At 66.1% G+C, this 23046-nt stretch carries 25 protein-coding genes; 14 read left to right on the forward strand and 11 right to left on the reverse strand.

What is annotated here, in order from left to right; genetic code table 11:
* The first annotated feature begins 285 nt into the window (after positions 1-285).
* Positions 286-1485 carry a collagen-like triple helix repeat-containing protein gene (locus tag AC1DQR_RS16430; protein WP_416051042.1) on the forward strand — a complete coding sequence of 400 codons (1200 nt, stop codon included), beginning with the start codon at positions 286-288 and terminating at the stop codon, positions 1483-1485.
* A 275-nt stretch (positions 1486-1760) separates the two neighbouring features.
* On the opposite strand, the gene AC1DQR_RS16435 is transcribed toward AC1DQR_RS16430, so the two are convergent.
* A complete protein-coding gene (locus tag AC1DQR_RS16435; protein ID WP_477133371.1) occupies positions 1761-3047 on the reverse strand; it encodes a DUF2325 domain-containing protein in 1287 nt (428 codons plus the stop codon).
* A 229-nt stretch (positions 3048-3276) separates the two neighbouring features.
* On the opposite strand from AC1DQR_RS16435, the gene AC1DQR_RS16440 reads away from it, so the two are divergent.
* Positions 3277-3633 carry a gamma-glutamylcyclotransferase family protein gene (locus AC1DQR_RS16440; RefSeq protein WP_477133372.1) on the forward strand — a complete coding sequence of 119 codons (357 nt, stop codon included), beginning with the start codon at positions 3277-3279 and terminating at the stop codon, positions 3631-3633.
* A gap of 135 nt (positions 3634-3768) precedes the next feature.
* Complete coding sequence (locus tag AC1DQR_RS16445) at positions 3769-4200, forward strand: TOBE domain-containing protein (RefSeq protein WP_477133373.1); 432 nt, start codon at positions 3769-3771, stop codon at positions 4198-4200.
* 19 nt (positions 4201-4219) lie between these two features.
* Here the strand turns inward: AC1DQR_RS16445 and AC1DQR_RS16450 are convergent, their stop codons facing one another.
* Positions 4220-5239 carry a molybdopterin-binding oxidoreductase gene (locus AC1DQR_RS16450; protein WP_416051038.1) on the reverse strand — a complete coding sequence of 340 codons (1020 nt, stop codon included), beginning with the start codon at positions 5237-5239 and terminating at the stop codon, positions 4220-4222.
* A gap of 204 nt (positions 5240-5443) precedes the next feature.
* Here AC1DQR_RS16450 and AC1DQR_RS16455 point away from each other — a divergent pair, with 204 nt between their 5' ends.
* Positions 5444-5770, forward strand: a complete 327-nt coding sequence (locus AC1DQR_RS16455) for a winged helix-turn-helix domain-containing protein (protein WP_043357615.1) — start codon at positions 5444-5446, stop codon at positions 5768-5770.
* A 30-nt stretch (positions 5771-5800) separates the two neighbouring features.
* On the opposite strand, the gene AC1DQR_RS16460 is transcribed toward AC1DQR_RS16455, so the two are convergent.
* Positions 5801-6295, reverse strand: a complete 495-nt coding sequence (locus tag AC1DQR_RS16460; protein WP_477133374.1) for a hypothetical protein — start codon at positions 6293-6295, stop codon at positions 5801-5803.
* A 188-nt stretch (positions 6296-6483) separates the two neighbouring features.
* On the opposite strand from AC1DQR_RS16460, the gene AC1DQR_RS16465 reads away from it, so the two are divergent.
* The 7 genes from AC1DQR_RS16465 to arsH all read left to right on the forward strand — a co-directional run bounded on the left by AC1DQR_RS16465 (position 6484) and on the right by arsH (position 10712).
* Complete coding sequence (locus AC1DQR_RS16465) at positions 6484-6987, forward strand: GyrI-like domain-containing protein (protein ID WP_416051036.1); 504 nt, start codon at positions 6484-6486, stop codon at positions 6985-6987.
* Between the two features lie 31 nt (positions 6988-7018).
* Positions 7019-7414, forward strand: a complete 396-nt coding sequence (locus AC1DQR_RS16470) for a hypothetical protein (RefSeq protein ID WP_477133375.1) — start codon at positions 7019-7021, stop codon at positions 7412-7414.
* A gap of 147 nt (positions 7415-7561) precedes the next feature.
* The gene (locus AC1DQR_RS16475) at positions 7562-7942 is read left to right on the forward strand and encodes a VOC family protein (RefSeq protein ID WP_416051034.1); all 381 of its coding nucleotides are present in this window, start codon (positions 7562-7564) and stop codon (positions 7940-7942) included.
* Positions 7943-8075: 133 nt separating this feature from the next.
* Positions 8076-8429 carry an ArsR/SmtB family transcription factor gene (locus AC1DQR_RS16480; protein WP_416051033.1) on the forward strand — a complete coding sequence of 118 codons (354 nt, stop codon included), beginning with the start codon at positions 8076-8078 and terminating at the stop codon, positions 8427-8429.
* Positions 8416-9510, forward strand: a complete 1095-nt coding sequence (gene arsB / locus AC1DQR_RS16485) for an ACR3 family arsenite efflux transporter (protein ID WP_477133376.1) — start codon at positions 8416-8418, stop codon at positions 9508-9510. The genes AC1DQR_RS16480 and arsB overlap by 14 nt, the downstream gene beginning before the upstream one ends.
* A gap of 6 nt (positions 9511-9516) precedes the next feature.
* Positions 9517-9942: an arsenate reductase (glutaredoxin) gene (arsC, locus tag AC1DQR_RS16490; RefSeq protein WP_416051031.1), complete on the forward strand. Its 426-nt coding sequence runs from the start codon at positions 9517-9519 to the stop codon at positions 9940-9942.
* Entirely contained in the window at positions 9939-10712 is a 774-nt protein-coding gene (gene arsH, locus AC1DQR_RS16495) for an arsenical resistance protein ArsH (protein WP_477133377.1), read from the forward strand. Before arsC ends, arsH begins: the two co-directional genes overlap by 4 nt.
* Positions 10713-10762: 50 nt before the next feature.
* Here the strand turns inward: arsH and AC1DQR_RS16500 are convergent, their stop codons facing one another.
* From AC1DQR_RS16500 to AC1DQR_RS16530, 7 genes are all read right to left on the reverse strand, one after another.
* Positions 10763-11200 carry an ester cyclase gene (locus AC1DQR_RS16500; protein WP_416051029.1) on the reverse strand — a complete coding sequence of 146 codons (438 nt, stop codon included), beginning with the start codon at positions 11198-11200 and terminating at the stop codon, positions 10763-10765.
* Between the two features lie 98 nt (positions 11201-11298).
* Positions 11299-12276: a Bug family tripartite tricarboxylate transporter substrate binding protein gene (locus AC1DQR_RS16505; RefSeq protein WP_416051028.1), complete on the reverse strand. Its 978-nt coding sequence runs from the start codon at positions 12274-12276 to the stop codon at positions 11299-11301.
* Positions 12277-12339: 63 nt separating this feature from the next.
* Positions 12340-13146: an SDR family NAD(P)-dependent oxidoreductase gene (locus AC1DQR_RS16510; RefSeq protein WP_416051027.1), complete on the reverse strand. Its 807-nt coding sequence runs from the start codon at positions 13144-13146 to the stop codon at positions 12340-12342.
* 224 nt (positions 13147-13370) lie between these two features.
* Complete coding sequence (locus tag AC1DQR_RS16515) at positions 13371-14468, reverse strand: LacI family DNA-binding transcriptional regulator (protein WP_416051026.1); 1098 nt, start codon at positions 14466-14468, stop codon at positions 13371-13373.
* Between the two features lie 92 nt (positions 14469-14560).
* A complete protein-coding gene (locus AC1DQR_RS16520) occupies positions 14561-15181 on the reverse strand; it encodes a flavodoxin family protein (protein ID WP_174427499.1) in 621 nt (206 codons plus the stop codon).
* A 133-nt stretch (positions 15182-15314) separates the two neighbouring features.
* Positions 15315-15842 (reverse strand): hypothetical protein, encoded by a 528-nt coding sequence (locus tag AC1DQR_RS16525; protein WP_477133378.1) that lies wholly within the window; start codon positions 15840-15842, stop codon positions 15315-15317.
* A gap of 83 nt (positions 15843-15925) precedes the next feature.
* Positions 15926-16474, reverse strand: coding sequence for a P-loop nucleotide/nucleoside kinase family protein (locus AC1DQR_RS16530; protein ID WP_477133379.1), 549 nt, complete (start codon positions 16472-16474; stop codon positions 15926-15928).
* Between the two features lie 343 nt (positions 16475-16817).
* On the opposite strand from AC1DQR_RS16530, the gene AC1DQR_RS16535 reads away from it, so the two are divergent.
* Together AC1DQR_RS16535 and AC1DQR_RS16540 are read left to right on the forward strand one after the other, a co-directional pair.
* Positions 16818-18098, forward strand: a complete 1281-nt coding sequence (locus tag AC1DQR_RS16535; protein WP_477133380.1) for a S1 family peptidase — start codon at positions 16818-16820, stop codon at positions 18096-18098.
* A 125-nt stretch (positions 18099-18223) separates the two neighbouring features.
* On the forward strand, positions 18224-20644 hold the full coding sequence (locus AC1DQR_RS16540) for a penicillin-binding protein 1A (protein WP_416051022.1): 2421 nt from the start codon (positions 18224-18226) through the stop codon (positions 20642-20644).
* A gap of 250 nt (positions 20645-20894) precedes the next feature.
* Here the strand turns inward: AC1DQR_RS16540 and AC1DQR_RS16545 are convergent, their stop codons facing one another.
* Complete coding sequence (locus tag AC1DQR_RS16545) at positions 20895-21800, reverse strand: LysR substrate-binding domain-containing protein (RefSeq protein ID WP_416051021.1); 906 nt, start codon at positions 21798-21800, stop codon at positions 20895-20897.
* 219 nt (positions 21801-22019) lie between these two features.
* On the opposite strand from AC1DQR_RS16545, the gene AC1DQR_RS16550 reads away from it, so the two are divergent.
* A complete protein-coding gene (locus tag AC1DQR_RS16550) occupies positions 22020-22997 on the forward strand; it encodes a Bug family tripartite tricarboxylate transporter substrate binding protein (protein ID WP_416051020.1) in 978 nt (325 codons plus the stop codon).
* The last annotated feature ends 49 nt before the right edge of the window (positions 22998-23046 follow it).

Raw genomic sequence — 23046 nt, forward strand, 5'->3', positions numbered from 1 at the left:
CCCCGGGTTTGGCGCGCGCGTGCCAGGCGCCCATTTCTTCTGTTTGGTTGGCGGTGGAGCCGGGGGACGTTACGTAACGCGTAACGGAACAGGTGGGCGAAGGGCGCGCTTCAAACGCGCGATCCCGGTTTTATCCATTTCCCGCAAAGCCAATCTACAAGCGGGTTCCTGGGCCGTGAGCACGGTCGCGTGCGGCACGGGAAGAGGCGCCTTTCACCTCGGGCATAACTATTGCGTCCAGGCCTCTACTTGACGATTCAACGCAATAACCAGAGAGGTCTGACCGTGCGCAATCAGCAATATTTCCTTGGTATCACATTGGGCGCGTTGGTGCTGCTTGGCGGCTGCGCCAACGGATCCGACGGCGCCATGGGCAAGACAGGCGCCACTGGCCCGACGGGCAATACGGGAGCGGCGGGCAATGCCGGTGTCACGGGTGCGGCCGGTAGTGCAGGTGCCAAGGGCGATGCCGGGGCTACCGGCGCCACGGGGACGAACGGGGCGGACGGCGCAGCGGGAGCCACGGGCGCAACGGGTTCCGCAGGCGCTACCGGTGCCACGGGTGCGACGGGCACGAACGGTGCGGGCGGCGCCACGGGAGCTACAGGTCCCTCGGGTCCCACTGGCGCCACCGGATCTGCGGGACCCACGGGAGCCACCGGCCCGGCGGGTGGCACGGGACCCACCGGCGCCACCGGCGGCACGGGGCTCACCGGCGCGACCGGCCCCTCGGCACTCAATCAACTCGGCACGGCAATCAGCGGCGTGGGCAGTGCCGTCGGCGCGGTGGGCACCGGCCCGCTGGCCGCCGTCACCACGCCTGTGGGATCCATCGTCAGCCAGGTTGGCCAGATCGTGGGTGGCGCGGGACCGCAGGCCATCACCAATCCGGTGACCCAGATCACAGGCACACTCGGCCAGGCGATCGTGCCGCTGACCTCCACGCTGACCGGCGCCACGCAGACCCTGGGCGCAGCGACCGGCCTGGGTTCCGTCGTCGACAATCTGCTGCGCACTGTTGGCGGTACGGTGGGCACCGTTGGCACTACGATCACGCAGACCAACGCGCCGGTGGTATCCAGCCTGGGGGGCATCGTGACGTCCACCGGCAATACGGTTTCCGCGCTGGGCGGACTGGTCAACGCCCCCACGGGCGGCACTGGCAATAATCCGCTGGCCCCGGTCACGAACCTGCTTGGCGGGCTGACGGGTGGCCTGGCACCGGGCAATACGCCAGCGTCGGGCCTGCTCGCGCCAGTGACCAGCCTGCTCAACAACACCCTCGGCACGGTGACGCATGCCGCGGGCAGTGGTGGCAGCGCGCTGCCTGGTGCCTTGCCTGGCTCGCTGACCAGTGCATTGGCTCCGGTCACCAACGTGCTGGCAGGCGCCACTGGTGCAACTAGCGCGGCGGGCGGCGGCAACGCGGGCACGGGTGGCCTGCTCGGCGGACTGCTTGGCGGGTTGGGCGGCACCAAGCCCTGATACTTGCCGACAAAGCCGGATCTGCCTTGCCGTGCTTCCCGCTCCCGCGTGGGGGAGCGGGCGGGCGCTCGTTACGCCTGCGTGCTGGAAAACACCAAAGGCTTCGCTTCAAGTGGCTCCTAGCTAAGCCACCCCTCTCCCCGGCCCTCTCCCCCTGAGGGGCGAGGGAGAGACAGCCGTCGTCATGGCGCGCGGCGTTTGCCCGTTCGGCGGCTTCGGCTAAAGCTTCAGGTTTGTCAGCCTTCCGAAGCCGATACCCTGGCGCAGGCTTCTTGCTACGCCGCTGCGCTGACGCGCGTGGTCAGCTCGACAAAGCTGGCCACGCTGGCGGTTCGCAAGGGATAGTAGGCCACCTGATGGCGCTCGCAGACGCGCTTGAGCATGCTCATGGAGTCATGGTCGATGCAGTCGACGGGAAACACCACCATGTCCGCGCGGGCCACGGTTGCCGCCAGCAGGCCCTTCCTGTCCTCGATGCCGCCGTCGTGCAGCACGAGCTGGCCGCCGGTGGATTCCACCAGCGATTTCAGGGTGTGGTTGGAGCCGGGGCGTCCGCCGACATAGACAATGCGTTTTCCCTGTAGCTGGCGCAGCCCGGCGTGGCGCTCCTCCCCTTGTGCCGCGGCGGGGAGCACGGCGCGTTCCATGGCTTCCGATTCGGCGCGGCTGATCTTCAGCTGGGCCAGTGCGTCGTCAAGCTGCGCGCGCACCGCTTGCATCTGCTCGTGTTCGCGCATGGCGCGTTGCTCCGCGGCTTCGCGGCGGCTTGCTTGCAGTGCGAGTTCCGCATCGCGTGCCGCCAGGCTCTCTCGCAGCATCTGCAATGCCGTATCCGTATCTGTGCCCGTGTCGCGCGGCCCCGCTTGCCGGACCGCGCGCACGTTCAGCTGGCTGAGCTGCTCGCTCATCTGGCGGATCGCTATTTCATGCCGTGTGTTCAACGCCTGCAGGCGCTCCTGCTGGCGCTCGAGCTTGTCCCGCAGCGTGGCGTTTTCTTCTTCCAGCGCGATCAGCCGGCGGATGTCGGCGCGATTCGCCGCACCCACCAGGTGCGACAGCATATGCACCTCGCCAAACGCCGCTTGGCGAACCGCGGTGCTGGCTTCTGGGTGTGTCATCACCGCCCAGTAAGCCGCCGGGATGTCGCCGCTGCTGACGGCATCGTCCCAGAGCTTGCGCACGGCATCCGCATCCTTGGCCACGCCGAAACGCTTCAAGGTGCTCGCGTAGCGCTCGTCGAGCGCTTTCTGGAATGCTTTGCAACCCTCGCCGCCCGCGCTGGAAAGCTTGACCGCTTCGTGGTGGATTTCGAGGTCGGTGGCGCGCTGCCGGTCCAGCGTGGTGAAGCGCGGTACCAGCTTGCGCAGCTCGCCGGTGGTCATGCAGGTGCCGATCACCGAGCAGTGCAGTTGCGAGTCCAGTTCGGCCAGGCGCGTGCGCCGCCGTACAGCGCGGCTCTGCGGCTCGGCCGGCGTGCAACAACCGGCGGCCAGTGGCTGCTCCTGGCCAAGCGCTGCACCAATGCCATTGGCGCGAGCAAGGCGAAACGGTGGCGTGTGCATGCGGACCTCACGTGGGAGAAGACGGGCAGGGTGGCGCGTTGCCATGCCTCGGAGAGGAGCAACGCCAGGATTCCCGTTTGGTCAGCGAAATATACCATTGAATATAACGGGTGTGCAGCGGCGACGCAGCGCGTCGCAGACGCGTAAGGCATGTCATGCAGCGCTGCCAGCAACCACTGGGCATGCCCTAGAATTGCAGCGCCAGACAGGCAGATCAAAAGGAGTGGTGATGATGGTGGATGCGAAAGATGCGGCTGTACTGCTTTTTTCTTACGGGACGCTGCAAGACAAGGCGGTGCAGATCGCCAACTTCGGCCGCGAGCTGGTCGGCCGCCATGACGCCATCCCCGGCTACTCGCAATCGATGGTCGCCATCGATGACCCTGCCGTGGTTGCGACCAGCGGAAAGACGCATCATCCGATCGTCCAGCCCAGCCCGGATCCCAACGATGAGGTGGCCGGCATGGTCTTCGAGATCACCGCGCAGGAACTGGCCGCGGCCGATGCCTATGAAGTCTCGGACTACAAGCGCATCGCGGTGACGTTGAAGTCAGGCGTTCAGGCGTGGGTCTACGTCCGGGCCTGAGCAAGAATGGTTATCAGGAAGGACGGCATGGCGAAGGGATGTGAACGCGCTATGATCTGCCGATCAGGCACCCGGGCGCGACAGGCCGGGACCCATGCGGCCGGGCGATGGCCGCCGACATGACGAGGCGAGAATATGATGAAAACCAGCGCAAGAAACCAATTGAGCGGCAAGGTCACCGCAGTCCACAAAGGCGCGGTGAACGACGAAATCGAGCTGGAGATCGCCGGCGGCGTGCGGATCGTGGCGACCATCACCGCCGAGAGCACGAAGCGCCTCGGGCTGGCTGTCGGCAAGGAAGCCGTCGCGCTGATCAAGGCATCGTCCGTGATCGTGGGTGTGCCCGACCCGGACATCCTGCTCTCCGCGCGCAACYAGCTTGCCGGCACGGTATCGGGCATCAAGATCGGGGCGGTGAATGCGGAGGTCTCCATCGGCCTGGCGCAGGGCGGCGAGATCGTGGCCATCATCACCAATGACAGCGTGACCAGCCTCGGGCTGGTGCAAGGCGGCGCGGCCGTCGCCATCTTCAAGGCCTCCAGCGTCTTGCTGGCCGCGCGCGCATAAGCTTGCCGCGCAATGGCGCCTATTGGGCGGCCGGTGCCGCGAACACTTCCAGGCTGATCAGCTTGGAGACGTAGCGGCCCGCCTTGCCATCGTTGGGGATCACCAGCCTGGCAAATCCGTTGGCGCCCAGCGGCGCGCCGTCCATGGCATAGGCGATGAGGTCCGGCTGGTTGCCAAAGCCGGGCTCGATCTCGCCCAGCGCGACCAGGGTCTTGTAGCCGTCGCTACCGGTTGCCACCACATACATGGCCAGCACGTCGTTTTTCACCGCCGGGTTGGTGGCGAGGCCGATCGTGGTGTTCAGGAAATCCCACAAGCTCACGCCCGTGTAGATGTTGGCGCCCACCGTGCGCGTGACCACCGGCAGGGCTTTCAGGGCAGTCAGGTCGAACGTGCCGGGCTGCTTGACCGCGCCCGTCACGGTGAGGAGGGTGGATGGCGCGCCGCCTGTGCCCATGGCCGTAGAGCCGGACGCGCGCACATCCAGCCGCAGCAGGCCTGAGACATAGCGGCCGCCCTTGCCGTCGCCCGGCGCGGTCAAGCGCAGCAGTCCATCAGCCGTGAGCGGGGTCGCGACGCCATTCACCGTTTCGCTATAGACAACCTGGCTGGCCCGGTTGCCGAAATCCGGCTTGATCTCGCCCAGCGAGAACACCGCCTTATAGCCATCGGCGCCGGTCGCCAGCACGTACTTGCCGAGCACGTCGTTCTTGACGGCGCCATTCACCTGGATGCCCATGCCATCGAGCAGGTCCCACAATGCCGTCCCCACATAGGTGTGGGTTTGCGCGCCGGAGCCGCTTGAGAAGCTGACGGCCTGGGTGACGGCCGGACGCGCCTGGAGCTGCGCGAGCGTCAGCGTGGCGGGCCGGTCCAGCGCGCCGCCGACCTGGAGCTGCCGCTGCGCTTGCACAGGCTGCGTTACCGGGGTGGCTGCAGTGGCCGGTGTCTCGGCATCGGAGCCGCCACAGGCTCCCAGGCACAGTGGCACAAAGGCGGTGCCGAGCCATACGGACACCGGACGCTTCATCTTGAACATGTGGATCTCCCCTGTGGCTTATTTCTTTTCGTTATATTCACTCTAACATAACGCTTTGCGGGTCGTATGGCGCTGCCCACGCAGGCGCTATTGCATAGCGCGCATATTCCGCTGGGGATGCCGCCGGGGTACCATGCCGCCATGGTCAAACTTGCTCGCTCCCGAACCTCGGTCAGCCCGGATACGCCGCAGGCGCTGTTTCGCATGCGCGTGATGCTGGGCGATACCATCGCCATTGGCCCCGGCAAGATTGCGCTGCTGGAAGCGATCCGCGAATGCGGCTCCATTTCCGCCGCGGCGAAACACCTCGACATGTCCTACAAGCGGGCCTGGGATCTGCTCAACGAAATCAACCGCTCGCTGGCCAGGCCGGCAGTGGATTCCGAGCATGGCGGCGCGCAGGGCGGCGGCACCGTGCTCACGCCGGTGGGCGAGGAAGCGATCCGGCTCTACCGCGCCGCGGAGCTACGCGCGGCCAAGGCTTGCGAAGCCGAGATCAACGGCCTGATCAAGCTGCTGGCCAAGCCTTGAGCTTGCGGCCCAAGCCCTGAGCCCTGAACCCTAATCTGGCCAATGCCGGACCTCGATGCCACTGACCGCCAGCGCCTGGCGCGGGCCAAGCTTGAGGTCGCGCAATGACACCAGGTGGAGTCCGCCAAGGTCGGGATCGAATGCCACGCCGTCCTTTTCCACCACCAGGATCACGCCGCTGCCCACGGCCGTGTTGTACAGCTCGTGCCAGGTAAACAGGCATCGGTAGCCGTCTTTCGCGACCACGGCGACCACGCTCTGCTTGCGCCGCCCGATGGGCAGCGCCTGCATGCCGGCGAGGTCAAGCAACTGCGTCACGCGCACGCCGCGCCAGTGCCGCACTTCGCGGACATGGCGCCCCGAATAGCATTGGATGGTTGCCGGCCCGCCCACCACATCAGCGCAGCCCGTCAGGGCTGCGGCGTCCAGGCTGAGCGTTTGCGTCAGCCCCGAAATCGTCAGTGCATCGGACTGGTATTGCCGCACTTTGCTCTCGCCAGTGCTGGCGGACAGTGCTTCATTCACGGAACGCTCTCCTTGGTTGGCCAGGGCGCCTGCTTTGACCTGCGTTATATACATCGATATATTTCGCTAACCAAGGCATGGTACGAGGTTCGAATAGGCGCATCAAGTGCCGGCGGCGTTTGCGCTATGCTTGGCGCCGCGCACGCCGCACATCTCCCATGGACTGCTGTTTCTCTGAGCCACAACGCATGCAAGAACCGAACTCGACCGCTCTGCCCACCCCCCGTTTTGAAGCCGGCCGCACATTCTGGATAGCGGGCCTCGGCGGGCGGTTCACCCTGGAAACGAACGGCGGCATCCCTGCGCTCTGGGAAGCGTTCGGCCCCTGCATTGGCGAAGTTCCGGGCCAGGTGGGCGGTTTGACCTACGGCCTGTGCTGCAATCCTAGGGACGATGGCAGCTTCGAGTATGTGGCTGGCGTGGAAGTGAGCAGCCCGGACGGACTGCCATCATCGTTTCGCTGCATCAAGGTCGAGCCGCAGCGCTACGCCGTATTCGTGCATGCAGGCGATGTCTCGACGCTGCACGAGACGTTTCACCGCATCTGGCATCATTGGCTGCCGGCGTCCGGGTTCCAGGCCGGGCATGCGCCTGAGTTTGAGCGCTACAGCGCGGACTTCGATCCGGTGGCGGGAACGGGCACCGTGGAAATCTGGCTGCCGGTCAGGGGGCGGGCGGATGCGGCGGCCTGAGGCGTTGCCCGTCACAGGCGCGAACACCACCATGCATATCAAGACAGTCAACACATTGATCCTGGCATTGTTCTCTGCAAGCAGTTTTTCCACCACGCAGTGCCCGCCCGATGCGCCGTGCGGAGCGTTGCCGCCGGAATTCAAGGTGGCGATGTACGCCTCCATCGTCGCCTTCCCGATGGCTTGCGCGAAGCTGGATCCCGCGAACGCGCCGCGCTATGAGGCAGCCTTGTCGGTGGAGCTTGGCAAGCTGGGTGCCGACGATCAGGCGGCCATGGACGAGGCAAGGCGCGATCCTGCCTTGCCCGCGATGCTGATCGCCGCATCAAAGGCGCTTGAGGCTGAGCAATCGCCTGCGCGGCTTGCGCGCAAGTGCAGCCGTGCGCTCCAGCGCACCGAGGCGGCGGAGCCTGGCAGCACGAAGTAAGCCCAGGCTGAATTGCGCGCTGTGCTTTGTTACCTCGCCCGCCTTGAGTCCCCCGCCGCGATGAACAATACTGGCCCGTAGGCCGCTGCGGCGCGAGCGGGCCGGTTTTGTTTCCGCATGCGCGGAAGTGATTTCAAGGAGCAAGCCATGTTGCGCGACAGTCATGCTTTCAGCGGATTCTCGGTCGACGACATCGCCAAGGCCACGAACTTCTATGGCGGTACGCTGGGGCTGGAAGTGTCCGCGAGCGGGGGCTTGCTGACCCTGTATATCGCCGGCGGCAACAACGTGCTGCTTTATCCCAAGCCGAACCACGTGCCTGCGACGTTCACGGTGCTGAATTTCCCGGTGAAGAGCGTGGACAAGGCCGTGGAGGCACTTGGCAAGCTCGGCGTGCGCTTCGAGACCTACGACCTGCCGGGGCTGAAGACCGACGAACGGGGCATCTGCCGCAGCGAGGGCGGCCCCGTCATCGCCTGGTTCAAGGACCCGGCCGGCAATATTCTCTCTGTGCTTGAAGCGACATAAGCTGTTTTGGCCAGGCACCAGGCACCAGGCACCAGGCACCAGGCACAAGGAGGCTCGCGGATCGCTTTTATGCCTGCTCGTACCATTTCAATGATTGTTGAAATATTGAAATGATGGCGTTATGATCCGGGGCATGAACTCGAACCTGGTCGTACGCGCCCTTGGCGCCCTTGCCCACGAATCCCGTCTTGCCATCTTCCGCGCGCTGGTGGTAGCGGGCCCGAGGGGCATCGCCGCCGGCGACATCGCCCAACAGGTCGGCATTTCGCCCTCCAGCCTCTCGTTTCACCTGAAGGACCTGTCCCACGCGGAACTGGTGGCTTCCCGCCAGGACGGGCGCTTCGTGATCTACTCGGCCAACTTCGCGGCCATGAGCGGCCTCGTTGCCTTCCTGACCGAGAACTGCTGTGGCGGGACGCCATGCGAGGTGCCCGCCGCGCCGGCGTGCTGCGACGCCAAGCCGGAGGCCTCCGATGCAGCACGCTGAATCCGCGCGGCCCGCTGTGGCGGATGCGCCCGCGCAGGCCATTGGTTTTTTCGAGCGCTACCTGACGCTGTGGGTGGCGCTGTGCATCGTCGCGGGGATCGTGCTGGGGCAGGCCATGCCCGGCTTTTTCGCCACCGTGGCCAGCATGGAGGTGGCGCAGGTCAACCTGCCTGTGGGCGCGCTGATCTGGGTGATGATCATCCCGATGCTGATCCGGATCGATTTCGGGGCGATGGGCCAGGTGGCCGGCGTTTGGCGTGGCATTGGCGTGACGCTGTTCGTGAACTGGCTGGTGAAGCCGTTCTCGATGGCGCTGCTGGGCTGGCTGTTCGTGCGGCACGTCTTTGCCGGATGGCTGCCCGCCGGCCAGCTCGACAGCTACGTCGCCGGGTTGATCCTGCTGGCGGCCGCGCCGTGCACGGCGATGGTGTTCGTGTGGTCGCAGCTCTGCAAGGGCGATCCGTACTTCACGCTGTCGCAGGTCGCGCTGAACGATGCCATCATGGTGGTCGCCTTCGCGCCGGTGGTGGCGCTGCTGCTGGGCCTGTCGTCCATCGCGGTGCCGTGGGACACCCTGGCCACCTCCGTCGCGCTCTACATCATCGTTCCCGTGGCCGTGGCGCAGGTCATCCGCCGGGCGCTTCTCGCACGAGGAGACGCGGCGTATCGGCGGGCGGTGGCGGCGCTCGGCCCTTACGCCATCTGCGCGCTGCTGGCCACGCTGGTGCTGCTGTTCGGCTTCCAGGGGCAGGCCATCGTCAACCAGCCTCTGGTGATCGCGATGCTGGCCGTGCCGATCCTGATCCAGGTGTTCCTCAACTCGGGGCTGGCCTATCTGCTCAATCGCAAGCTTGGCGTCGCGCATTGCGTGGCCGGCCCGTCCAGCCTGATCGGCGCGAGCAATTTCTTCGAGCTGGCCGTTGCCACGGCCATCAGCCTGTTTGGCTTCCAGTCGGGCGCGGCGCTGGCTACCGTGGTGGGCGTGCTGATCGAGGTGCCCGTCATGTTGCTGGTGGTGCGCATCGTCAACCGCTCGCGGCCCTGGTACGAAGCCGGCATCCAGAAGCATCCATCAAGGTAGTCAAGCATGCACGTTCAGATCTATCACAACCCCGACTGCGGCACATCGCGCAATACGCTCGCAATGATTCGCAACGCCGGGATCGAGCCCGAAGTCATCGCGTACCTGGCGCAACCGCCGGAGCGCGCGGTGCTCAAGGCGATGATCGCCGGTGCCGGGCTGACGGTACGCGAAGCGCTGCGTGAGAAAGGGACACCCTACGCCGAACTCGGCCTGGGGGATCCGGCGCTCACCGACGACCAACTGCTCGACGCCATGCAGGCGCACCCGATCCTGATCAACCGGCCGTTTGTGGTGACGCCGCTCGGCGTGCGGCTGTGCCGGCCATCTGAATTGGTGCTGGACATCCTGCCATCGCCGCAGCGCGGCGCCTTTGCCAAGGAAGATGGCGAGCGCGTGATCGACGCCGACGGCCGGAGGGTCGGCCGATGACGGATGCGCTGCGTAACGTCGTGCTGCCGCTGCTGGACATACCCACCGATCAAAGGCTGGAGCCGCGCAGCGTCTCAACGCATGCGCCGCGCATTCTCCTGCTCTACGGCTCGCTACGCTCGAACTCCTACAGCCGCCTGCTTACGCTCGAAGCCGAGCGGATCCTTCGGTACCTCGGCGCGCAAACCAAGGTGTTCGATCCGCATGGCCTTCCCGTCACGGACAGCGTGCCGGCGGATCATCCGAAGGTGGCCGAGCTGCGCGCGCTGTCCGCATGGTCGGAGGGCCAGGTCTGGTGCAGCCCCGAGCGGCACGGCACGCTGACCGCGGTGTTCAAGAACCAGATCGACTGGTTGCCGCTGGAGATCGGCGGCATTCGTCCCACGCAGGGCCGCACGCTGGCCGTCATGCAGGTGTGCGGCGGCTCGCAGTCCTACAATGCCGTCAATGCGTTGCGTGTGCTCGGGCGCTGGATGCGCATGGTGACGATCCCGAACCAGTCATCCGTGCCGAAGGCCTACCAGGAATTCGACGCGGATGGCCGCATGGCACCTTCCGCGTTCTATGACCGGGTGGTCGACGTGATGGAGGAGCTGGTCAAATTCACCTTGCTGGTCCGCGACCGCTCCGCTTACCTGACGGACCGGTACAGCGAGCGCAAGGAGAGCGCGCCGCCGGTTGCGGCGGCGCTTGCCCGGGCCGCGATGGATCACGAGCGCGCTGCGCAAGCGCTGGAAGGCGGCGACAGCGAGGAAGGCGAAGTCGAATAGCGTGGCGGATGTGGCTGCGGCGCGGGAAGCGTGGCCTGAAACGCCATCCGCTAGGCGGCGACCAGCCCCAGCGAGCGCAGCTTTGCCCCCTGGTCGAAGTACGGCCGCTCGCAAACGATCTTGTCGCTGTCGGGCGCGAACTCGAACGACGCGGCCATGCGCACGCGAAACGCGCGGCCCGTGGGCGGGTAGACGGTGCCGTTCGCCTTCAAGGGTCCAAGGTGGGTGCCAGTGAGCCAGAATTCCACCAGCACCGTGTCGCCGGCCGCGGCGATGCTGATGATCTCGTTGGCCTGGTCGGGGAAGGGCGTGCGCGAAGACGCAAAGTAGCCGCGCACCGCTTGCTCGCCGTCGAAGACCGCGCCGCCTCCGTGCATCTCGTAGCGCGGATGGGCAAAGGTGGCGATGACGGCGTCCCATTCCTGGGTGCACTCCAGGGCCATATGGTCGCGCACGGTCTGCATGCGGGCGAGAGACAGACTATCCATGTTCAGGGCTCCGTGATTTGGGTTCTGTGGTTTTTGGGTTTGCAGGCTTGTCGAGTGATTGATGCAATGGCGCGTGCATTGACGCGCGCATCAGGCGCTTAGTCCTGCGTCACCCCGGCGGTTTTTGCTACTTCTTTCCACGCCGGGATATCGCGCGCATTCAGCTTGCCGAGTTCCTCGCCGCTCATCGGCGTGGCCGCGATGCCCATCTCCAGCAGGCGTGCCTTGATCTCCGGCATGGCCAGCACCTGGTTCAAGGCGTCCGACAGCTTCTGTACGATCGGCCTGGGCGTGCCGGCGGGCACATACAGGCCCCAGCGGAATACACGGTCAAAATCRATGCCCTCGTCGACATAGCTCTTCACCCCGGGCAGGCTCGGCGAGCGCGAGGTACAGGTGCCGATCGCCTTGACCTTGCCGGACTTGACGAAGGGCGTGCCCGAAGTCATGTCCACATAGCCCAGCTTGATATGCCCGGCAACGATGTCGTTGAGCACCTGAGGCACGGTCTTGTAGGGAATATGCGTCATGGAGGCGCCGGCCAGCTGCTTGAGCACCTCGCCGCAGAATTGTCCCGTGGAGCCGGTGCCCCAACTGGCGTACTGCACTTCGTTGGGATGGCTCTTGGTGTACGCCACCAGCTCCTTGATGTCGTTCGCGGGAAAGTCATTGCTGGCCACCAGCAGGATGGCGGCCGTGCCGACCTGGCCGATGGCGGTGAAGTCCTTCACCGGGTCATATGGCAGCTTGGTGTAGACCGCGGCGTTCAGCATATGCGTGGTCGCGCCGCCGAGCGTGAAGGTGTAGCCGTCGGGCGCCGCGCGCGCGACCGCTTGCGTGCCGATGATGCCGGAGGCGCCACCCTTGTTCTCCACCACGATGGGCTGCTTCAGGATGGCCGACATGCGCTGCGCGAGCACGCGCCCAAGGATGTCGCCGCCGGAGCCGGCCGAGATCGGCAGCAACAGGCGGATGGGGTGGGAGGGGTAGTCGGCGGAGGATTCATTGGCCCGCGCTGCGATGGCGGGCGCGGCAAGCGCGACGACGAGCGTAGCGGCGGCTAGGTGGCGGGGCATGGGGCGTCTCCTGGTTCTTTGTTATGTGCCGCGGCGCGGCCTTCGATTCGCTGTCTGTTTCCGTCAAAGCCCCAGTCCGCCATCTACCACCATCTCCAGGCCCGTCACATAACGCGACTCATCGGAGGCAAGGAACAACGCCGCGTAGGCGATATCCCACGGCGTGCCTTGCCGGCCCATGGGGCAGCGGCTGTTGCGAAACTCGCGCGCGGCCTGCACGGCGGCTTCGTCGCCATCGGTCAGGTGGGCCGCATGCGGCGTATCGATCAGGCCGGGCAGGATCACATTGCAGCGCACCTGGTCCGCGGCGTAGCGGCGCGCGAGGATCCGCGTCATGTGGTTGAGCGCGGCCTTCGATGCGTTGTAGGAGAGAAAGGGCATCGGGCCCCATTTGCGGCTGGCGATCGACGAGATGTTGATGATCGAGCCGCCGCCCTGCGCGATCATGTGCGGCATTGCCTTCTGGCAGGCGAGCATGGCGCCTTTCAGGTTGATGTCGAACACCCGGTCCCAGGATGGCTCCGTGATGTCCTCGAGCTCGCCGATCTCCTCGATGCCCACGTTGTTGTGCAGCACGTCGATGCGGCCATAGCGCTCGCGGCAGGCCGCCACCATGGCCGCCAGCCGCGCGCCGTCGCGCACGTCGGCCTCGAAGGCGCTGGCGCTTCCGCCCGCATCCTCGATCTGGCTCGCGGTCCTGCGGGCCAGCGCCAGGTCGCGGTCCACGCACAGCACCCGCGCGCCTTCGCGGGCGTAGACGATGGCGGCGGCTGCGCCGTTGCTGGTCTCGGCGCCGATCGATCCCGCGCCTACGACGATGGCTGCCTTGCCGGCAAGCCGGCTCATTCCTTTGCGATTGCTGTCCGGCATGCTGTGGCTGTCTCCGTGGTGATCTTATGGTGATCTTTGGGTGATCGTTCTTATGGTCCCCGCTACGAGGGATGGGAAAAATATAGCATGGAATTGAAACGTTTCATATAAAGGGTAAACGACCGGCTGCAAGGGGCATGAGCTTGGGGAGGGGATGCTGCAAGGGCGGCATTGCGCCGCCCGGCAGGTGCTTGCGCGATGGGTCTGGCGATAACGCTGCAGTCTTAGCTGGCGAGGCTCTTCGCTCGGCCTCGCGCCGGTTTCCTGCCAGCCCCCGTGTCGACGGCGGCGCAGGACTCGCGCAGGATCAGCTCGCAGGTCAGCATCAGGTGCCCGGTTGCGCCAGGGCTGCCTTGCGGATCGATGCCGGGCTCCATCTCGGCAAGGAGCAGGCGGGCGGCATGGCGCCCCAGGTCCTGCAGGTTCCAGGTGAGCGTGGTCAGCTCGGGTGTGTGCACCTGGGCCAGTTCGGTATCGCCCACGCATACCACCGACAGGTCGCCGGGAATGTCCCTGCCGGTCTGGCGTGCCGCCTTGAGCGCGCCGGCGAGCAGCGTCGTGCCGAGCCCAAAGATGGCGGTCGGCGGCGCGGCTTGCTGGAACAACGCCAGGCATTGCGAAAAAGCGACGTCCATCGAGCTGGTGTCGATGCGCACAAGCTCCAGCGCATCGCCGATGCCGCGCGCGGCGGCAGCCGTCTCGAAGGCATGCCAGCGCTCGCGCGCGGGGCGCAGGTGCGAGCTGGGGAAGAGCAGGGCAATGCGACGGTGGCCGAGATCGAGCAGATAGTTGGCGGTCTTCAGCGCGCCGCTGAAGTGGTCCACCTTGACGCTGGGCCGATCCGGGGCGATATCGCGGTCCAGGATCACCAGCGGCACATCCACCTGCGCGATCTGCTGCTGCAGCTTTCCGGAGCTCTCGGAGCCGGGCGCGAACAGCACGCCGTCAACGCCGACGCGGGTCACGTCCAGCAGCAGCTCGCATTCGCGTTCGGTGTCGTTATGGGTGTCGACCAGCAGCAAGGTGTAGCCGGCTTCGCGCAGCACATGTTCGGCCGCGCGCACGATCACGCCGTAGAAGCGGTTGGTGATGTCCGGCACCAGGCATGCCACCAGGCGCGAGCGCCGCGAGCGCAGGCTGCGGGCCGCGGCGTTGGTGACATAGCCGATCTTGCGCGCCACCTCGAACACGTGGGTGACGGTCTCGGCGGACGGGCCGCCTCGCCCCGCCATCACGTTGGAGGCGGTGCCAACCGAGACGCCCGCTTGCTCGGCCAGGTCCTTCAGGGTCGGCTTGCGCTGCGCTGCCGCTTTTTTCTGCATGGCACTCCACGGATATCGTCGTTTCCTGTGGCATGCAGTGTAGCACGCTATGAAACGTTTCAATCACGTGGAGCGCATGGGTGCGCAAGCCCTCAGGCGGCCTTCTTCAGCGACGCCAATGCCGCGCGGCCAGCCGCCAGTTGCTGGGCCACTTCCGCCACGCGCGCACCCAGATGCTCGGCCGTGCGCAGGTCTGCCGGCGGCGGCACCACATCAGCGCTTTCGTCTGCATTCGACTGCGCTGCCGCACCCAGGAAGAAGCCGTGGCGATTGAGCGAATCCTCGGTCGACTTCGAGTTGTTGTGGCCCGGGGGCAGGCCAAGGTTGACCCAGTGCATGCCGTGTTGCGCGGAGAAGATCGCGATCTGCTGCAGCGTGGCAAGCTTGTCGCCCGAACGCGAGGCCGAGTTGGTGAAACCTGCCGCCACCTTGTTGGCCCATTTGCCGCCCTTGGCGAACACGTTGCGCGAGGTGGCGTCCATAAAGCCTTTGAACTGCGCCGASGCGCTGCCCATGTAGGTGGGSGCGCCGAAGATGATGCCGTCCACGTTTTCGAGCGTGTCCCAGTGCTGGTCGATGTCGTCGACGCTGATCAACAGGCTCTCCACGCCATCGACGCTGGCGGCGCCACGTGCAACGGCCTGTGCTTGCCTAGCGGTGTGGCCGTAGCCGCTGTGGTAGACGATAGCGATTTGGGTAGCGTTGGGGTTCATGATGCAGTGCCTCGACAAAGTTGGAAATATTTGAATTTGGCTCGCATCGCGTGGATCGCTGGATCTGCTTGATTGCTGGGCCGGTGAGGAAATTCTAGGCGCCGGCCGATCGCGTTGGTGACTAAAATCTCAATTATTCATTGAAATATTTTGAATTATCGGGCGAGGCGGGGGATTCAATGCGCCTGGCATTTCGTGCCCACCGTGCCAGGCGCCGATGACGGTGGCGAAACAGCCATTTCACGACGGCTGCCATCGCGCTGCCACCGCCGGGCAGCCAGGCTGCGGGTCCGCGCAAGGCAAAGGTGAGCCGGTCGTGCACCTCGCAGCCGCAGGGGGTATCTCGAACTGTTCGCTCGTGCACCCAGCTGCGCATGCTCAGCATCCGCGACGTTTCCTTGAAGCGGTAGCCCGGCCCCACCTCCGCCAGCATGATGTCGTCCGCGTCCACGGGAAACATGCCGAACGCCAGTAGCCAGCTGCGGCCAAGCCGCTCGCCGAGCGGCAGCTCGCCGATCGCCTTGCCGCGCATGGCGGGGGGCGCCGTCATGCGCAGCCAGGGAAACAGCTCGTCGTTGATGCCTTCAGACGTGGTCGCGCGCTGCCATGCCTGGCAGGCACTGACCGGCAGGGTGGATGCAAGCTCGAACATCTGGGACATGGCGGATTTCGATTAGTGGGTGAACGTGTTCGCCATGATAGCGAGCCAAACCATGCGGCCCGCTGCCTCCCCGGCTTTGCCTGTCAGGTCGCCGCCGCGCCGGCCTCGGATGGCTCATGCCGGATCACGTTGAAACCCTCGTCCGCTGACGGCGCCACGAAGTAACGCGTGATGGCATCGAACTGCGCGTCGGTCGTCTCGAACGGATGCGTGCCGCTGGCGTTGCGCGCGCGCAGACGGGCCTTGCACACGGCGTCAGGCACATCGAGGTAGTGGAGTTGATGCGCCACGCCCGCCTGCTCGACGATGGCCCTGGCCCAGCTTCGGGTGGCCGGCGTGTTGGCAGGGAAATCAAGCACGACCGACATGCCCGCCAGCAGCAGCGCGTCGATGTGGCTGGCCACGGCGTCACGCAATCTTCCGGCACAGCGGGCATAGTCGGCTACCTCCCGGATCTCGCCGGGATACAAGCGTGACAGCCAGTCGTCCTCGCTGATCCGCACGGTGGCTGGCCGGGCAGCGAGCTGCCTGGCCAGTGTCGATTTTCCGGAGCCGATCTTGCCGCAGACCATATAGAGGACGGCGGGTGCTGCTGCTTGTGCTGCTGCTGCTGCGGGGCGGGTTGGCTGCATCTTCAGGCTCCTTGGTGTTTGCGGGCCCCAAGGAGGCGGGCACAAAAAACCCGCCTCGTTGGGCGGGTCGCTTTGTGTGCTCAGTCCACGTGCGCTAACCCACCATCCCAGGGATGGTGCGAATAATCGACGGGTTTTGCGCGCGGGTCATGGCGCATGATGTTAGCGGATCGCCGGCTTGCCCGCAATCGCCTTCGCGCAGCGGCGCCGCCCTTGTCCTATCGGTCCGGCCATTGCAGAATACGGCCACACCAGAATAGAGACACCCTCGCCGCCGTCGCGCATTTGCGCGAAGCCGTCTGCCTTGTCACGCGGACCGGCAACCCCTCCCGGCTTCCTGCACATGACAACGTCACCGCAACCGATGCGCCGCTTCGCTCTGATCGCTACTCCTGTCTTCCTGGCGCTCGCCGCCGCCAATGCCTGCGCGCTCGATGCCGCGCAGCTGCTCACCAAGCTCACGCCAAGCATCTATGCCGTGCGGGCAATGGGTGCCAACAACGCGCCGCTGGCGTCGGGCTCCGCCGTGGTGATCGGCCCGGGGCAACTGGTTACGGCYTGCCACGTGCTGGCCGGYGCGMGCGSSATYGCCGTGCGGCGCGACAACGTGAGCTACGAYGCCACGCTGGAWGCGCCGGACGTGGATCGCGACCTGTGCCTGCTGCGGGTGGCGAACTTCAACGCGCCGGCCGTCAGCGTGTCGGCCGCGGCGGCACCGTCGTTCGGGCAGAAGGTGCTTGCGGCAGCCAGCCCGGAGGCCACGGGCGTGGTTGTGCTGGACGGCAGCGTGTCCGGGTTGCGCGCGGGCTCGGACGGCAAGCTGGACCGCATCGAGCTCACGCTTGATTTCCCGGCGGCGGCCAGCGGTGGCGGCCTGTTCGATGAGACGGGCCGGCTCGTGGGCATCCTGTCGGCACGGCGCGCGCCCGGCGAAAAGCTCAAGGCGTTGCCCGCCAGCTGGATCGCTCAGATCAAGGAGCGCGGCGTGGCGGCGATGGCCAGCTATCGCTCGTCCGCGCCAGCGCCGGCGGCTGCGGCGCCTGTGGTGGACGAGGCCGGCGCTGCCCCGGCTGGCGGCGAGTCGCCCCGCGTTGGCGAGGTCTGGCGCTATGAACTGGTCGACAAGCTGACGCGCAAGCGGCGCGATGTGGTCTACCGGGTCGACCGCGTCGAAGGGGAGCGCATCACGTTCAACCAGGGCGCCCGTGTCGAGACCCTGGACGGCCGCGTCGAGCGGATCAGCACCCCCAGCGGCGGCGAGTTCGATGGCGCATCGCCGCCGCGCGGCTGGGTGCCGGCAGATGTCAAGCCGGGCGCCCGATGGAAAACCAGTTACAAGCAGGCCGGCACCGACTTGCGCACGGAACTCACCGGCGAGGTGACCGGGGAATCCACCATCACGGTGCCCGCCGGCAGCTTCCGCGTCTTGCGCCTGGCCTACAAGGGCTATGTGGCGCGGCCGTTCTACGGCGTCTCGTATGGCGCACCATCCTCCGTGCCTTACACGGCGGTGGCGTGGTATGCCCCGGAGCTCAAGCGCGTGGTGCGCTTCGATGCCAGCTACGCGTCCAAGTACGAGCGCCTGGACGAGAGCCTGGTGCTGAAGGAGCACCGCTTCGACTGAAGTGGCCCCGATCCGGCCTTGATTCCCAGACTCGGGACGATATGCCGGGGTGCGGCAAGCGATTTTGGTAGGATGCAGGCCTTTCTTCGTGCCGGAATGTGACTCCGCCCCATGCTGCTTGCTTCATGAATCTGGCCCAGATCAAAACCCTGGCCGCTGAGCGGCTTGCCCGCTTGCGGCGCCCCACGCGCCGCGGCGTGGCCAAGGCAGTGGCCGCCGTGCCGGTGCTGTTCCTGCTCTATGTGCTGGTGCTGATTCCGTTCACCCCGGGCATCAGCGATATCCGCAAGGCCAAGTCCGACCAGCCCGCGCAGATCCTGTCAGCCGATGGCAAGCCGCTGGCCGTGTTCAAGTGGGCCAACCGCGAATGGGTCCGCCTGGCCGATATCTCGCCCAATGTGACGACCGCGCTGATCGCCACCGAGGATCACCGCTTTTACCAGCACTTTGGCCTGGACTGGCGCCGCATGGGCTCGGCCGCGCTGCATACCTTCTCCGGCGACCGGCAAGGTGGCTCCACCATCACGCAGCAGCTGGCCCGCAATCTCTATCCTGACGAGATCGGCCGCGCGCCTACGCTCACGCGCAAGCTCAAGGAAGCCATCACGGCGCTGAAGATCGAGGCGCTCTACACCAAGGACGAGATTCTCGAGACCTATCTCAACACCGTGCCGTTCCTGTACAACGCTTACGGCATCGAGATGGCGGCGCGTACCTACTTCGATAAATCCGCCGGCCGGCTGGACGTGCTGGAAAGTGCCACGCTGATCGGCATGCTCAAGGGCAACAGCTACTACAACCCGGTCATCAACCCCGAGCGCGCCGTGCAGCGGCGCAATACCGTGCTGGCGCAGATGGTCAAGTACCAGAAGCTGGAGCCGGCGAAATACGAGTTGCTGAAGAAGCGCCCGCTGCGCATCGACTTCGAGCGGCAGACCGAGCCGCCCGGCCCGGCGCCGCACTTCGCCCAGCAGTTGCGCAAATGGCTGATCGCCTGGGCGGACCGCAACGACTACAACATCTACACCGACGGGCTCGTGGTGCGCACCACCATCGATTCACGCCTGCAGGCGCTGGCCAACCAGGCGGTGGCGCGCCAGGGCAACCAGCTGCAAGGCATCGCCGACGCCGCGTGGGCGCCGCGCTCCGGCTGGGCCGCCAACAAAGACCTCGTACAGGCCTTTGTGCGCGAGACCCCGGCGTACCGCACGGCCAGGGAGTCCGGGCAGACACCGGAGGCGGCCATGAAGCAGTTGCTGGCTGACACCGCCTTCATGCAGGCGCTGCGCCAGTCCAAGACCCGCATCCAGGCTGGCTTCCTCGCGCTGGACCCGCGCACCGGCGAGATCAAGGCATGGGTAGGCAGCCGCGACTTCACCCTGGATGCCTTCGATCACGTCCAACAGGCGCAGCGCCAGCCGGGTTCCACGTTCAAGCCGTTCGTGTATGGCGCTGCGTTCGAGCAAGGTGCCAAGCCCGACGACACCTTCATCGACCAGGCCGTGGAAATCCCGCTCGCCGGCGGCGAGGTCTGGCGGCCCTCCGACGATGGCCCCCCGAGCGGGCGTGCCATGAGCCTGCGCGATGGCCTGGTGTATTCCAAGAACACCATCACCGCGCAACTGATGCAGAGCGTTGGCCCGGCCAAGGTGGCCAAGCTGGCGCGCGCCATGGGCGTGCGGCAAAGCCGGCTCGATCCCGTGCCCTCGCTGGCGCTGGGCACCAGCCCGGTCACCTTGAGGGAAATGGTCAGTGCCTACGGCACCATCGCCAATCAGGGCGCCTACCTGGAGCCGGTGATGGTATCGCGCATCGAAGATCGCAAGGGCGAGGTGCTGGAGACGTTCCGTCCAGCGTCACCCGAGCAGGCACTGCCGGTTGCCACCGTGCAGACCCTGCTCGACGTGATGCGCGGCGTGATCGACCGCGGCACCGGCGCGAGCATCCGCACGCGCTTCGGCATTCGCGCGGATGTCGCCGGCAAGACCGGCACCACGCAGGACAACGCCGATGGCTGGTTCATCCTGATGCATCCGCAACTGGTAGCCGGCGCCTGGGTCGGGTTCAACGACAGCCGGGTGACGCTGCGCAGCGACTACTGGGGCCAGGGCGCGCACAGCGCGCTGCCGATGGTGGGCGACTTTTTCCAGCGTTCGCTCCGGTCCCGCATGATCGATGCGAACATCCGCTTCGTGGAGCAGAAGGAGACCGGCCTCTTTGAAGCCTTGGGCTGGACGATACGCGGCTGGTACCAGCGGTGGTTCGGGCCGGCGGCCAAGCCGGAAGCCCCGCCCGCGCCCAAGCGGGCCGCGCGCCCCGCACCGGAGCCAGCGGCGGCTGCCGAGCCAGACACCAGCGTGGCGGCATCGGCGGTGCCGCCCGCGTTGCCGGGCGCAAGCAGCCCGGCCGTCGCCCCGGGTGTCCTGGATGCGGCGCCGGCGAACCCACCGGCGGTGGTGTCTGCAAGCGTGCCCCCGGCCATCGCCGCGCCATCCTCCGCGCAGGATGATCCCAGGGTACGGGCCAGCGAAGGCAGCCAGCCCTGAAGTGGGCCCAGGCCCGGCGGGACTGTGGCTGGGAGGGAGCCTCGCCGTATTGCTTGAAGCCGGCGTTGGCGGCCTTGCCGGTGCATACCCCATGGCCATAGGCCGTGCTCGCTGAGCTGATGGCCTGGCTGCGGGAGTCCTGCTGGCGCGCTAGGCAGCACGGCTTGATCCGCAGGCGGCGCAGCGTTCCGAGTAGACCGCGCGGGTCGATCCTGCCCGGCCGAATATCGTGTCCGGGCGGCGCTCGCGCTCAGGCAAGCCGGGCGTCATTCCTGATCGCGCGGCGAAAGAGATCGGCAAACCGTGTTGCGGCGAGCGAGAGCGGATTGTCGCGCAAGGTAAGAATGCCGAGCGTGATTGGCGGCAGGGACATGGCCAGCGGGATGCGGCTGACCTGGTCGCCATACGGCGCCGTCTTCAGCATGCCAGCGGGGCAGGTCAGCAGGGCGTCGCTGCGCGTCAGCAGGTTCCAGCCCACGCCAAAGGTATTGACCTTGATGATGCGGCGGGGCCGGGCGAGTCCCGCATCGCGGATGTTCTCCAGGAAGTGCGTGTGCTGGCTGCCTGGCGACAGGTACATCAGCCACTCGCATTCCAGCAATTCGTCCCACTGCGTGGCATTTTCCAGCGGATGCCCGCGCCGGCACGCCAGCATCGTCTCGAGGTTGAGCAGCGGCTCGAAACTGAAGTCGCTCCCGATCGATTCGCGCACTGGCGCAGCCACGGCAAAGTCCACAGCGCCTTCGCGCAGGGCCGGCAGCACCATGGGCATCAGTCCTTCATCGATCGTGACGTCGGCCAGGGGCATGCTGAGCCGGAAGGACCGCAGCACTTCCGGCAGGACACTGAGGAACGCCATCGGTGTAACCGCCACCGCGACGCGCGCGGTATTGCCCCCCTGCAGTTCTCGGATATCCTGGCGCGCCAGCGCAAGCTGCGCCCGTGCCATGCGGGCACGCAAGGTGAGCTGATGCCCGCACTCGGTGAGGGTCACGCCGCGTGAACTGCGCACGACCAGCGGCGCATCGAGGTCCTCTTCCAGTTCTTTTACCGCCTTCGTGATGGCCGCCTGGCTCAGATGCAGGCTACGCGCGGCGGCGCGAATGCTGCCGGTTTCGACGAGCCGCAGCCAAGCTTTCAGGTGGTGGTCTTTCATGGCGTTTCCGGTTTCCGGTGAATTCGTGTTGCCATTGCAATGACAACTCATAGTTGTCATGAATAAGAATATTTAGTCTACCGGTTTTCATGTCGATTGCTTACGCTTTGCCTGCACACACCGCGCCGGGCGCCGGCCCGCCAAGGGGCTTGTGCCGCTGACATGGCCTGCATCGAACCTGCATCGAACCTGCATCGAACACGTATGAAAGGACATCCCATGAGATCGAGGCTTTCCCCGGTTTTGCGCGTTTTGTTTCTCTTCAGCCTGCTCACAGCCGCCGCGTTCGCGCGCGCGGAGTGGCCGGACCGCCCGATCAAGTTGATCGTGCCCTATGCGGCAGGCTCGGGGGTCGACGTCACCATGCGCCCCATCGCCGAAGTCATGGGACGGGAGCTGGGTCAGCCGGTGGTGCTGGACAACCGCGGCAGCGCGGGCGGCATCGTCGGTACACAGGTGCTGGCCGCTTCGGCGCCGGACGGCTACACCATCGGGTATGGCAACCTGGTCACGCTAGCCATCAACCGCGCCTTCTACACCAAGCTGCCCTACGACCCGGAGAAGGACATCGAGCCGGTCGGGCTGGCCGTGAGCAACGCCTACGTGCTGATCGCGCGCAAGGACTTCCCGGCCAGCAACCTGGAAGAACTGATCGCCTATGCCCACAAGCATCCGGGGAAAGTGGTGATGGGCTCGCCTGGCGTCGGCTCCGCGGGACAGCTTGCAGGCGAGCTGATCAAGGCCAGCACAGGCACCGTCATGCTGCACGTGCCTTACAAAAGCGGCGCCCAGGCCCTCGGCGACATCGTCAACGGGCAGGTCGACATCATGATCGACAACATTTCCGCCGTGCAGCAGTTCATCCAGTCCGGCCGCGTCAAGCCTCTCGCGGTTACCAGCCTGCAACGTGCCTCCGTATTGCCCAATGTRCCGACCATCGACGAGAGCGGCATCAAGGGATTCAATGTGGTCGCCTGGGGTGGCGTGGTCGCTCCGGCGGGCACGCCCAAGGCTGTGATTCGCAAGCTCAATGCGGCGCTGAACAGCGCCCTCAGGGATCCCGCAGTGGTACGAGCCAATGCACTGCTGTCGGTGGACGCGATGCCCTCGACGCCCGCCGAGTTCTCGACGCTGATTCATAGCGAGGTGCCGAAGTGGGCCGCGAGCGTCAAGCGCGCTGGGGTCAGGGCAGATTGAAACGCGCATGCCCGGCGTCGCGGGCGAAAGCAGGGACCAAAGGGAGGAA

This window comes from Cupriavidus sp. 05L411, from assembly GCF_056398045.1.

Coding starts and splice junctions, on each gene's coding strand:
- AC1DQR_RS16435 (WP_477133371.1), bottom strand. CDS start 3,047: ATGCACACGCCACCGTTTCGCCTTGCTCGCGCCAATGGCATTGGTGCA.
- AC1DQR_RS16450 (WP_416051038.1), bottom strand. CDS start 5,239: ATGTTCAAGATGAAGCGTCCGGTGTCCGTATGGCTCGGCACCGCCTTT.
- AC1DQR_RS16515 (WP_416051026.1), bottom strand. CDS start 14,468: ATGCAGAAAAAAGCGGCAGCGCAGCGCAAGCCGACCCTGAAGGACCTG.
- AC1DQR_RS16545 (WP_416051021.1), bottom strand. CDS start 21,800: ATGAAAGACCACCACCTGAAAGCTTGGCTGCGGCTCGTCGAAACCGGC.
- arsH (WP_477133377.1), top strand. CDS start 9,939: ATGACGGATGCGCTGCGTAACGTCGTGCTGCCGCTGCTGGACATACCC.
- AC1DQR_RS16480 (WP_416051033.1), top strand. CDS start 8,076: ATGAACTCGAACCTGGTCGTACGCGCCCTTGGCGCCCTTGCCCACGAA.
- AC1DQR_RS16525 (WP_477133378.1), bottom strand. CDS start 15,842: ATGTCCCAGATGTTCGAGCTTGCATCCACCCTGCCGGTCAGTGCCTGC.
- AC1DQR_RS16465 (WP_416051036.1), top strand. CDS start 6,484: ATGCAAGAACCGAACTCGACCGCTCTGCCCACCCCCCGTTTTGAAGCC.
- arsC (WP_416051031.1), top strand. CDS start 9,517: ATGCACGTTCAGATCTATCACAACCCCGACTGCGGCACATCGCGCAAT.
- arsB (WP_477133376.1), top strand. CDS start 8,416: ATGCAGCACGCTGAATCCGCGCGGCCCGCTGTGGCGGATGCGCCCGCG.
- AC1DQR_RS16500 (WP_416051029.1), bottom strand. CDS start 11,200: ATGGATAGTCTGTCTCTCGCCCGCATGCAGACCGTGCGCGACCATATG.
- AC1DQR_RS16510 (WP_416051027.1), bottom strand. CDS start 13,146: ATGCCGGACAGCAATCGCAAAGGAATGAGCCGGCTTGCCGGCAAGGCA.
- AC1DQR_RS16470 (WP_477133375.1), top strand. CDS start 7,019: ATGCATATCAAGACAGTCAACACATTGATCCTGGCATTGTTCTCTGCA.
- AC1DQR_RS16540 (WP_416051022.1), top strand. CDS start 18,224: ATGAATCTGGCCCAGATCAAAACCCTGGCCGCTGAGCGGCTTGCCCGC.
- AC1DQR_RS16475 (WP_416051034.1), top strand. CDS start 7,562: ATGTTGCGCGACAGTCATGCTTTCAGCGGATTCTCGGTCGACGACATC.
- AC1DQR_RS16440 (WP_477133372.1), top strand. CDS start 3,277: ATGATGGTGGATGCGAAAGATGCGGCTGTACTGCTTTTTTCTTACGGG.
- AC1DQR_RS16530 (WP_477133379.1), bottom strand. CDS start 16,474: ATGCAGCCAACCCGCCCCGCAGCAGCAGCAGCACAAGCAGCAGCACCC.
- AC1DQR_RS16455 (WP_043357615.1), top strand. CDS start 5,444: ATGCGCGTGATGCTGGGCGATACCATCGCCATTGGCCCCGGCAAGATT.